Genomic DNA, 10,722 nt, shown 5'->3' on the forward strand with positions numbered 1-10,722 from the left:
GGATCATAGGGCGTCGCCTTGTGCAGCGAGGTGCGGTTGTCCCACATCACCGTATCGCCAACGGTCCAGACATGGCGATAGGTATAAGGCTCACCAGTGGCGAATTCGCGCAGGCCGTGCAGCAGCCGCTGGCTGGCCTTCATGTCGAAGCCCTTCACGTAATGCGCCGTATTGCCAAGGACGAGGCTCTTCTTGCCGGTCGAATTGGTCACGACGAGCGGGATCTCCGCCTCGCCCTTGGACTGCCAGTCGTCGATCTGTTCGAGGCTGGGTTCTGGCGTGTGATAGAACTGCGAACACCACAGAGAATGGACCACGCGCAGGCCCTCAATCTCTGCCTTCTGGTCTTCGGGCAGGTCAGCATAGGACGTCGCCGTATTGGCGAACAGCGTGTCGCCGCCTTCGGGTGCCAGCACCTTGGCCGTCAGCATCGAGGCGCGGATCGGCGTAGGGTTCATCGTGCCGTCGATGTGCCAGTAGAGCGACCCCTTGAGGTATTCGGCGACGTTGCGGTCCTGCTTCTTTTCGTCGAGCGTAACCTTGAACACCGCGTCCTGGTTCTGCCCTGCAAGTTCATCGGCATTGCCGCCAAGCGAGTTGGAGAACTGCACCTGTTCGGCATCGGTCAGATCGAGCTTCGGGAACACGAGCACGCCGCGTTCTTCCATCAGGCTGAGGATGGCTTCCGCAAGCGCGCTCGAAAGCAGCTCTTCCTTGGTGTTGAGCACCCGCGCGCCGATCTTCGGCTTGATGGCTTCATAGCGAATCTGGACGGCTACATCGGCTGCAGTGGCCACGGTCATTCTCCCGGATATTCTGATCTTGTCTGTTGAACGAATGTACAGCGCGGCGGAAAACGAGACAAGGCGGCTGACTGCAGGGGTGCTGCGCTGGGGCGATTATAGCGGGACAGACAGTCGCCCCAATTGGCGTGACAAGTCGTGCCACGCGCCATACATTCGCGGGCAGGCCGGCACTTGCGCGGGCCGGCGGGGCATGACAGCGCATGGACGAGCAAGCCGCGAACACCGGGGGCGATCCGCACAAGAACGCGCACGTCTTCCTCAGTTATTCCCGCGAAGACCAAAAGACTGCCAAGGCCGTTATCACCCTGCTGGAGAAGCTGGGATACAAGGTCTGGTGGGACGGCCTGATCCCCGGCGGCAAGCGCTTTGGCAAGGTCACAACTCAGGCGCTCGACAATGCCCGCGCGGTCATGGTGCTGTGGTCGAAAGTCTCGGTCGAATCGCACTGGGTCCATGACGAAGCCACGCGGGGACGCGATTCCGGGCGACTGGTGCCATTGTCGATCGACGGCAGCCATCCCCCGCTCGGTTTCGGGCAGTTCCAGTTCATCGACATATCGAAGGAAGGCGTGCGCGAGGACGGGCCGCAGATGCAGCGCGCACTGGCGGCGCTGGCGGCGCTTTATGGCGAGCCGGCCCCTGCCCTGCCAAAAGCGCGTGCCGGCAGCGGCGTTTCGCGCCGCACGCTGATCGCCGGATCGGCGGCGGTGGCGGTGATCGCCGGCAGCGCGGTGGGCTGGCGTTTCATGCGCGCTGGAGCCCCCGGCAACAGCCTCGCCGTCCTGCCGTTTGACAATCTCAGCGGCGATCCGGCGCAGCAATACCTGCCCGATGGCCTTGCCGCCGAACTGCGCAGCCGCTTTGCCCGCAACCCGCTGCTCACCGTGGTCGGGCAGACATCGTCGAACGAGTTTCGGGGCAAGACGGGGGACGCCAAGGGCATCGCCGCACGGCTTGGCGTGGCGCACCTGCTGACCGGCAATGTCCGCTTGGGCGCAGGTGAAGTGCGCATCGCGGTCGAACTGGTCGAGGCGGCGACCGGCTTCGCCAGGTGGACGCAGACCTATCAACGCCCGGCGGGCAATATCCTGCGGCTGCAGGAAGAAATCGCCGAGGCCGTCGATGCCGCGCTCACCCCGCAGCTCTCCGCCGGCAGCCACAAGGAATCGGTCAAGCGCAGCGGCGGCACGACAGTCGCGGCGGCCTATGACGCTTACCTGCGCGGCAAGCTCTTGTTCGAGAACCCGGTCGATGAAGCGAGCGACATGGCCGCACTGGCGGAGTTCACCCGCGCCGCCACGCTCGATCCCGCCTATGCCGCTGCCCACGCCGCCCGTGCGCGCACCATGGGCGTGATCGCTGTGGCCAGCCATGATCTCGCGGTACGCCACAAGCTGGTGGCCGAGGCCGAAAGCGAGGCCCGCCGCGCCATCGAACTCGCCGCCGAATATCCCGAAGGCCACGTCGCGCTCGCTTATGCCACGCTGTTCGGCAAGCTCGACGTGATCGGCGCGGAGCCGGCGCACGAAGCGGCGATGCGATACGGCGCGGGCAATCCCGAAGTGCTCAGCCGCTATGCGCTCTACCACGCGCGCCGCCGCCAGCCGGACAAGGCCCTGCCGGCGATCGACAAGGCGGCGATGCTCGAACCGCTCGACCCGGCGCTGTTCAAATCGAAGTCGCAGGTCCACTACGCCAGCGGTGATTGGGACTCCGCGATTGCCGCCGGGCGCAAGGCGCTGGAGATCAATCCCAAGGTCTCCTCGACTCACGGCAACATCGGCAATGCGCTGCTCCAGCAAAACAAGGTTGCCGAGGCCGCTGCAGAGTTCGCACTGGAAAAGAACGTCACGCTGGCACTTCCCGGCAAGGCCATCGTCGCGCTGCGGCAGGGCGCTCAGGCGACGGCAAAGGCAGCTTACGACCAGTTGGTGACCGAGACCGGCAAGGCCACGCTCTACCAGCAGGCGCAGATCCTGGCCCAGTGGGGCAAACGCGATGAAGCCCTCACCGCGCTGGAAGGCGCCTATGCCGAGCGTGACCCCGGCCTGCTGCTGACGCTGAGCGATCCCTTCCTGCGGCCGCTCGAAACCGAGGCGCGATTCAAAACGCTTTTAGGCAAGCTGCACTTCGTATAGCTTCCGCCGCGTCAGCAGGGGCTGACCCTTAGAGGGGGAAAGACATGCGCAAGATCATTGCCACCGTTTCCGCAATTGCCTTCATCTCGGCGCTTGGTGCCTGCACCAAGAAGGAAGAGGCCGCACCTGAAGCCGTAACCAGTGAAGCTGCTCCGACCGCCGAAGCCAGCATGGATGCCAGCGCCGAACCATCGGTCGACGCCTCGGGCGATCACCACACGCTGGATGAACGCAAGGCACCCTGATCGGATTACCAAGTCGCAGCGGGCGGTCCGGGATGCCGGGCCGCCCGTTTTCGTTTGATCCTCTCCATTTTGCGAAGCCAAATGGGGAGGTGGCCGGAGCGCAGCGAAGGTCGGAGGGGTTTCGACGGCAGCGCAAGGCCCCTCCGTCAGCGCTTCGCGCTGCCACCTCCCCAGATGTGCTGCGCAAATCTGGAGAGGACATAACCTACCGCGCCAGCGCCGGATCGCTCACCCGGCCCACCTTGCCGGGGTTGTTCGCCAGCCACACCTTCGCCGCATCGATCCACTGGCCATAGCTCGCCACGGCGGCAAAGGCGGTCGGCACCGGGCCTGAACAGCCTTTCGAGAAATTGACCACGCCGACCAGCTCCTGCCTGCCGCTGCGCGTGCGGATCAGCGGCCCGCCGCTATCCTTGAAGCAGGTAAACACCTGCCGTTCGCGCCCTTGTGGTGAGGCAGCGCAGATGACCCGCAGCGAGACCGGGCAGCGCTGCGGGGCGATCGCGGTCAGCGGCCCATAGCGAAGCTTTTCGGTGGGCATTTGCTGTCGTCCATCGATCGCGACATGCGGATTGCCGCGGCCTGACATCCATTCACCGGAAAAGCCCCAGCCGAAGATATCGAATTGCGTGCCCGGCGCGAAGACGGAATTCTCCGAAAGCGCCACGGCCCTGTCCGGCAAGGTTGCGCCCGGTGAAGCCTTGAGCTTGATCAGCGCGATGTCAGACGGATTTCTCCCGGCCACGAAGCCAGCGTGGATGGCAATGCCGTCGATACCGTAAGACCGCCCGCCACCCAGTGCGATGCTGCCAGTGCGCACGCGCAGGGTCTGCCGCGCCTTGGCTTCGTTCACACCCGCAAACGACCCTTCCGCCACACAATGCGCCGCCGTCAGCACCAGCCCCGGACCGATCAGCGTCCCGCCACAATGATGCTCGCGCTGCTCAGCGTTCAGCGCACTGATTCCGATCCGGTCCTGTGCGCTGCGCTGGTTGTCCCGCGCGATCTGGGCGGCTGTGAAGGGCCGCGTATCGTAAAGCTGCGCCATCCACGGCGCGAGGCTGGCGAGCGCCACGTCACCGCCGCCCACCCGCGGACACGACGAGGAGGGCCGCACATCAATTTCCAGCGAATTGGCATAGGCTGCGACCGCCGGCAGCGGATCGGTGAGCGCGATGGCGTTTATCGCCGGCGGTCGCGGCTTGCAGGACACCAATTGCGCCCCGGGACCATAAGCGCCAGCCTGATTGATACGGCGCGGATCGATCGGACCTTCGCTGGTCAGGGTCATGGCATAGGACCGGCCATCAAACGCGGGCGCTGGGTGCGAAAACTCCACCACCTCGCCCGGCTCCAGCGGGCTGTCCGCGCCGTTGCGAACCGACACGAAATCGACGCGCCGCGAATCATCGAGAAAGCCGAAATAGACGTAACGCGGCTGGCTTCCGCGGTTGCGCACCCGCACGGTCATATCCTCTTCGGTGTAAAGCTCCCTCTCAACCTCCTCGCCATCAATCACGTTCGGAGCATCGGGGTTGGAGCTGCACATCGCAACCTTCATTGCCTTGATGCAGGTCTCGATGTCCCGGCTACCGGCGATCTGCGGGAGAGACATGACCTTCATGCCGCGGAATTCTTCGGCAAGGCGCGCTTTGAGCAGTGCCAGCGAGCTTTCTGCCGTAACATCCCCGACCATGAACTGGCGCGGCTCGTAAACCGGGCAATTGTTCTCCCCTTTGCGCGGCAGCATGCGCCAGTGCTGAGGCCCCGCCTTCGCGTCGACCAGCACCATGGTCTGCGGATAGTCGACCAGTGTCGTCAGTTCGAAATCCGCGTTGGGCGTGACCGTCACAAAGTCCAGTGAGGCAAGGAAAGCGCGGACCTGCGGCTCGGCATCGCCGAGGCTTTCGTTCAGCCGGACCGAGACCTTGTCTGTCGGTGAATTGCCGATCAGTAGTCCTTCGAAGGCGACATTGAGCTGCGCTGTGCCACATCCCTTGTAGCGTTCGGTATCGGGATAAAACGGCAGCGGCGCGCGCATTGGTTCTGCAGAAACGACCGGCTGCGCGAGCGCGGGTACGCCGCTGATGACCAGAAGGCCGAGCAGCACCGCGATCATGCGGGTTCGAACGTCGCGCAAGGCCGGTCTCCCTCGCCATGGTGGGCGCGGCGGCGATGGTGAGAGTGATGCTCCGTGCTGTCAACCGCGCGGAGGCAGCCTCAGTTCACTTCGATCTGGCTGACATCATAGCCGCTTTCGCGCAGGGCGGCGACCAGTCGGTCAAGCTGCTCCTTGTCGCGCGCTTCGCATTCAATGTCGGTGATCAGGCCCTTCGCCGGCAGGTGGGTGAAGATGCGCTGGTGCCAGATTTCGATGATGTTGATGTTGTGGCGGTTGAACTCTTCCATCACCTTGAACAGCGCGCCGGGGCGGTCCTGCAGGGTGAGCCGCAGCCGCGCGAGGCGGCCCGAACGGGCAAGATCGCGCAGCAGCACATTGGCCAGCAGGCGCGTGTCGATATTGCCGCCGCTCAGCACGATGCCGACCTTCTTGCCCTTGAACATGTCCGGATTGCGCAGCACGGCAGCTAGGCCAGCCGCGCCCGCGCCTTCGACCACGGTCTTCTCGATCTGCAGCAGCAGGGCGAGCGCCGCTTCCATCTCGCGTTCACCGACCAGCAGGAAATCGTCGAGCAAGCCCGCGAGCACCTTGGAAGTGAACTCGCCCGGTTCCTTGACCGCGATACCTTCGGCCAGCGTATCGCCGCCGATCGGCAGGTCGGTGCCTTTCAGCCGGTTGTACATCGAGGGGAACAGTTCCGCCTCAACCCCGATCAGGCCGATGTCCGGCTTCAGCGCGCGCGCGGCGACGCCCATGCCCGATGCCAGCCCGCCGCCGCCCACCGGGATCACCAGCATGTCGAGATCGGGCATGTCTTCCAGCATTTCGAGCGCCACGGTGCCCTGCCCGGCCGCAACCAGCGGATCGTCGAACGGGTGGATGAAGGTCAGCCCCAGCTGCTTTTCCATCGACCGCGCATAGGCATAGGCATCGTCGAAGGTTTCGCCTTCGAGCATCACCTTGCCGCCAACCTGTTCGGTCTGCATCACCTTCACCGTCGGCGTGGTGCGCGGCATGACGATGGTCACCGGAATGCCCAGCCGCGTGCCGTGATAGGACAGCCCCTGCGCGTGATTTCCCGCCGAAGCCGCGATCACGCCGCGCGCGCGCTGTTCCTCGTTCAGGTGCAGCAGCGCGTTGAGCGCGCCGCGTTCCTTGTAGGCCGCGGTGAACTGCAGATTCTCGAACTTCAGCCAGATGTCGCAGCCGGCAATGTGGCTCAGCGTCTGGGAGTAATCCATGTCGGTGCGCACGACCGCGCCCTTGATGCGCCCGGCAGCTGCCCGGATATCATCGATGGTCAGCAGCGCCTCGGCTGCAACGGGGGTATCAGCGATGCTTTCCATATGGCCCGCGCCGTAAAGCCAAAGCGCGGCGCTTGCAAATCGCTATTGGCAAACCGCTACTGGTTCCGGCGCAGCACCAATGCGGCAATGCCGGTCACGACGATGACCGCCACGGTATCGGCGACCCAGTCGCGGAAGTCGCAATCGCGCTGCAGCGCCGGGATCGACTGCGCCACCTCGATCAGCGCGCCAAGGAAGGACAATCGCTCGATCACCCGCCAGCGGGGCACCTGCGGAAAGGCCAGCGCCGCCGTGCCCGCCATCGCCGCGAAAGCAAGGATATGGTTCATCTTGTCGCCCAGCCGGTCGCTCGGCATTTCGGGCGGCTTGGGCAGCAGCGCCATCACGACGGAGAAGATGACAATGGCCCAGAACAGCCAGAAGGCGGCACGCTGCACGGGCGCTGACTTAAGGAATTGCATCGCATGGCCCATACCGGGGGCTGGCACGGCGCGCAATTGGCGCTAACAGGCTAACCATGAGCGAGAAACGCAGGATTTCCTTTCTTGGCCTTGGCGTGATGGGCGGGCCGATTGCCCGGCATCTGGCCCAGGCCGGGCACGAGCTGACCATTTACAACCGCTCGCCCGAACGGCGCGAGCGCTGGCAGGCCCGCAATCCGGAACTGTCGGTGCGGGTAGCCTCCAGCCCAGCCGATGCTGCCGAAGGTGCCGAAGTCGTCATCACCTGCGTCGGCAATGACGATGACCTGTCCGACGTTGTCCTCGGCCCCAACGGCGTGTTCCGCAGCCTGAAGCGCGGCGGGCTGTTCATCGATCACACCACCGCCTCTGCCCGCATCGCCCGCCAGATCGCGGTCGAGGCGCGCGACCTGCAGGTTCACTGCGTCGATGCGCCGATGACCGGCAGCCAGATCGGCGCGGAAGAAGGCCGACTGACCCTGATGTGCGGCGGGCGGCCAGACGCCATCGCCGCCGCCATGGCGGTGTTCGAGGCCTATACCCGCCGTGTCGTCCACATCGGCCGCGCCGGTGCCGGCCAGACCGCGAAGATGGCCAACCAGATATGCATCGCCGGCATCGTCGCCGGGCTTTCCGAGGCAATGCGCTTCGCCCAGGCCAGCCACCTCGATACCGACAAGGTCTATGAGGCGATCTCCGGCGGGGCGGCGCAATCATGGCAGATGGACAACCGCTGGAAGACCATGGCCGCCGACGAATTCGATTTCGGCTTCGCGGTCGACTGGATGCGCAAGGACCTTGGCCTGGCCATGGACGAAGGGCGCGGGCTGGGCGTTTCGCTGCCGATCACTGCGCTGGTCAACCAGTTCTATGCCGAGGTTCAGGCCATCGGCGGGGGCCGTCTCGATACCTCTGCGCTCGTGCGCCGCCTGCCGTTGCCGGGGAAACGCAAATGATCCGCCTCAACATTGCCGTTGCCGTTTCCGCCCTCTCACTCGCCACCCCCGCCCTCGCCGATACGCTGATCGACAATGTCGATGGCTTCACGCTCGATGACCAAGGTCAAGTCCAGCGGATTTCCGGTCTGGTGTTCAGCGCCGATGGCAAGGTCGTGCAGCTGCTGCGCCGGGGCGACAAGAAGCCCGCCAAGACCGACTATTATATAGACGGCAAGGGCCGCGTTCTGATGCCCGGCCTGATCGATGCCCACCTCCACATCATGAGCCTCGGTATCGCCGCGATGACGCTCGACCTGTCAGCCACGAAGTCGCTGGCCGAGGCGCAGGCAGCCATCGCCAAGTTCGCCGCCGAGCATCCGGAGCGCAAATGGATCATCGGACGCGGCTGGAATCAGGAAGTGTGGAAGCTCGGCCGCTTCCCTACCGCCGCCGAGATCGACGCCGTGGTCAAGGACCGCCCGGTCTGGCTGCAGCGCGTCGATGGCCATGCCGGTTGGGGCAACAGCCTCGCGCTCTCCACCGCCGGCGTCACCGCCGCGACCAAGGACCCGGCTGGCGGACGCATCGAACGCTTACCCGGCAGTCAGGCACCGTCGGGCGTGCTGGTCGATGGGGCGACTGTCCTGATCGAGAAACACGTGCCGCAGCCGCGCGCCGCCGAACGCGATCTTGCGCTCGACAAGGCGCAGGATCTGCTGGCGAGCAAAGGCGTGACCGCCGCTGCCGACATGGGCACCAGCATCGAAGACTGGCAGGCGCTGCGTCGCGCCGGCGATTCGGGCCGGCTGCGCATCCGCGTGATGTCCTATGCCTCAGGGGTCGATGCGATGACCCTGATCGGCGGGTCGGAACCGGGGCCATGGCTCTATGACGACAAGCTGCACCTCAACGGAGTGAAGATATATCTCGACGGCGCGCTGGGTTCACGCGGGGCCTCGCTCAAGGCGCCCTATGCCGATGCGCCGGGCAACAAGGGCCTGTCCTTCCTCACCCCCGCGCAGCTGCGCAACCTGATGAGCCGCGCGGCGATGGACAGCTTTCAGGTGGCGGTTCATGCCATCGGTGATGAGGCCAACGGCCAAGTGCTGGGTGCCGTTTCGGAGCTGGCCCAGACCTACAAGGGCGACCGCCGCTGGCGGATCGAGCACGCGCAGGTCGTTGATCCGGCGGATATCAAGCGGTTTGGCCAGCTCGGCGTGATCGCCTCGATGCAGCCTGTGCACCAGACATCGGACCGTCTGATGGCAGAGGCCCGGCTTGGCCCGAACCGTTTGGCCGGATCCTATGCGTGGAAGTCGATCGCCGATGGAGGGGGCAAGCTGGCCTTCGGGTCCGATGCCCCGGTCGAATCCCCCGATCCCTTCGCCGGCCTCGCCGCCGCGATCAGCCGGCAAGGCCCCGATGGCCAGCCCTTTGGCGGGTGGCAGCCACAGGAACGGTTGACGCGGGAAGCCGCCATCGCCGGCTTCACCACGGGCGCGGCCTATGCCGGACTGGCGGAAACCCGCTTCGGCCGTCTCGCCCCCGGCCTGCGCGCCGATTTCCTGCTGGTCGACCGCGATCCTCTGCTCGCGAGCCCTGCGGAACTCGCGCAGACCCGCGTGCTGGAAACCTGGGTGGGCGGCCGCCGGATTTACTCGGCACCTGTGACCTCGGCGCAACAGAAGCCCGTTGATCCCTAGGGATGCGCCGGAAACAGAACCTAACCTGTTGTTAATTCTCTGCGACTAGCCGCCCAAACGCCCCGGTTCACCTCTCATGACGGGAATTTGGGGTTGCGCGAATCGGATGCTTGGCTAAATGCGATGCGTCTGACGCCCTTGTACTGCGAGGCCCCTGATAACGGGAACCTTTCGGGCGCAAGACCGTTGATTATATGCTTGTGCGTCATTCGCGGTTCGGTTAAGCGAATGATGAAGAGCTCAAAAGGAGAGACTCGATGAAGTTTCGTGATCTGGCTGCAACTGCCGCAGCTCTGATGGTTTCAGCCCCTGCTTTCGCTCAAACGGAAGTGGGCCGTGCCTCGACCCAGGTTGCAGACGCTGGCCAGTTCGGCGGCGACTCGACCATTCTCCTGATCCTCGCCATCCTCGCGATTGGTGCGGGCATTGCCCTTCTTGTGGGCAATCAGGATGACAAGCCGACCAGCCCGTAAGGTCTGTCGACTAGTCGAAAACAGGGAAGCGGGGTTTTTGCCCCGCTTTTTTGTTGTCTGCTGAAGACGTAAAACGATCGTCGAAGGCGGAAAGCGGCGGCAGTCTAAGCGGCGGTCATCATTCGAACCAACCCGTCATCCGCCGCAGGCCGGGACCCAGCGAGCATAATTTGGACGCAGTAGCGTCCCTCTCTGCAAGCATGAATGGGGTGCCGCATAGCGGGCGCGATTTTTCTGACTGGGTCCCGGCCTGCGCCGGGATGACGAAGGACAGTGCCAAACGACACCCTTCGCTGACTCAAGCGTTAGGGTCGGCAGTTGTCTCGACTGCAGTGCCGGTATCACCAGCCGCAGCTTCGGCATCCTCGCGGGCTTTGACTTTCGCGTCATTGCGCTCGGTGAACCACATGATCACCAGCGCGCCTTCGAACAGCAGGAACAGCGGCACCGCCAGCATCAGCTGCGACATGACGTCTGGCGGCGTGATCACTGCTGCCAGCACGGTGATCCCGACGATGACATAGCGCCG

10 protein-coding genes are annotated in these 10,722 nt (G+C 64.7%); 5 read left to right on the forward strand and 5 right to left on the reverse strand.

Annotated elements, in window-relative coordinates; all coding sequences use genetic code 11:
- On the reverse strand, positions 1-797 hold a 797-nt coding region (locus tag RMO89_RS14240), incomplete at its 3' end, for a TauD/TfdA family dioxygenase (RefSeq protein ID WP_310533907.1).
- A gap of 209 nt (positions 798-1,006) precedes the next feature.
- Here RMO89_RS14240 and RMO89_RS14245 point away from each other — a divergent pair.
- Positions 1,007-2,944, forward strand: coding sequence for a TIR domain-containing protein (locus tag RMO89_RS14245; protein WP_310533908.1), 1,938 nt, complete (start codon positions 1,007-1,009; stop codon positions 2,942-2,944).
- Positions 2,945-2,988: 44 nt separating this feature from the next.
- Positions 2,989-3,189: a hypothetical protein gene (locus RMO89_RS14250; RefSeq protein ID WP_310533909.1), complete on the forward strand. Its 201-nt coding sequence runs from the start codon at positions 2,989-2,991 to the stop codon at positions 3,187-3,189.
- Positions 3,190-3,394: 205 nt separating this feature from the next.
- Here the strand turns inward: RMO89_RS14250 and RMO89_RS14255 are convergent, their stop codons facing one another.
- From RMO89_RS14255 to RMO89_RS14265, 3 genes are all read right to left on the reverse strand, one after another.
- Entirely contained in the window at positions 3,395-5,329 is a 1,935-nt protein-coding gene (locus tag RMO89_RS14255) for a serine protease (RefSeq protein ID WP_310533910.1), read from the reverse strand.
- An 80-nt stretch (positions 5,330-5,409) separates the two neighbouring features.
- Positions 5,410-6,657, reverse strand: coding sequence for a threonine ammonia-lyase (locus RMO89_RS14260; protein ID WP_310533911.1), 1,248 nt, complete (start codon positions 6,655-6,657; stop codon positions 5,410-5,412).
- Positions 6,658-6,713: 56 nt separating this feature from the next.
- Positions 6,714-7,079: a hypothetical protein gene (locus RMO89_RS14265; RefSeq protein WP_310533913.1), complete on the reverse strand. Its 366-nt coding sequence runs from the start codon at positions 7,077-7,079 to the stop codon at positions 6,714-6,716.
- Between the two features lie 20 nt (positions 7,080-7,099).
- Between RMO89_RS14265 and RMO89_RS14270 the strand changes: the two genes are divergently transcribed.
- From RMO89_RS14270 to RMO89_RS14280, 3 genes are all read left to right on the forward strand, one after another.
- A complete protein-coding gene (locus RMO89_RS14270; protein WP_310533917.1) occupies positions 7,100-8,035 on the forward strand; it encodes an NAD(P)-dependent oxidoreductase in 936 nt (311 codons plus the stop codon).
- Positions 8,032-9,720, forward strand: coding sequence for an amidohydrolase family protein (locus RMO89_RS14275; protein ID WP_310533914.1), 1,689 nt, complete (start codon positions 8,032-8,034; stop codon positions 9,718-9,720). The genes RMO89_RS14270 and RMO89_RS14275 overlap by 4 nt, the downstream gene beginning before the upstream one ends.
- Positions 9,721-9,977: 257 nt before the next feature.
- Positions 9,978-10,193, forward strand: coding sequence for a hypothetical protein (locus RMO89_RS14280; RefSeq protein WP_310533915.1), 216 nt, complete (start codon positions 9,978-9,980; stop codon positions 10,191-10,193).
- A 298-nt stretch (positions 10,194-10,491) separates the two neighbouring features.
- Here RMO89_RS14280 and RMO89_RS14285 read toward each other — a convergent pair.
- A partial coding sequence (locus tag RMO89_RS14285; protein WP_310533916.1) for a twin-arginine translocase subunit TatC occupies positions 10,492-10,722 on the reverse strand: 231 nt, incomplete at its 5' end.

Origin of the sequence: Novosphingobium sp. (genome assembly GCF_031424035.1) — a bacterium.
GTDB lineage: Bacteria > Pseudomonadota > Alphaproteobacteria > Sphingomonadales > Sphingomonadaceae > Novosphingobium.

Coding starts and splice junctions, on each gene's coding strand:
- RMO89_RS14245 (WP_310533908.1), top strand. CDS start 1,007: ATGGACGAGCAAGCCGCGAACACCGGGGGCGATCCGCACAAGAACGCG.
- RMO89_RS14250 (WP_310533909.1), top strand. CDS start 2,989: ATGCGCAAGATCATTGCCACCGTTTCCGCAATTGCCTTCATCTCGGCG.
- RMO89_RS14260 (WP_310533911.1), bottom strand. CDS start 6,657: ATGGAAAGCATCGCTGATACCCCCGTTGCAGCCGAGGCGCTGCTGACC.
- RMO89_RS14265 (WP_310533913.1), bottom strand. CDS start 7,079: ATGCAATTCCTTAAGTCAGCGCCCGTGCAGCGTGCCGCCTTCTGGCTG.
- RMO89_RS14275 (WP_310533914.1), top strand. CDS start 8,032: ATGATCCGCCTCAACATTGCCGTTGCCGTTTCCGCCCTCTCACTCGCC.
- RMO89_RS14280 (WP_310533915.1), top strand. CDS start 9,978: ATGAAGTTTCGTGATCTGGCTGCAACTGCCGCAGCTCTGATGGTTTCA.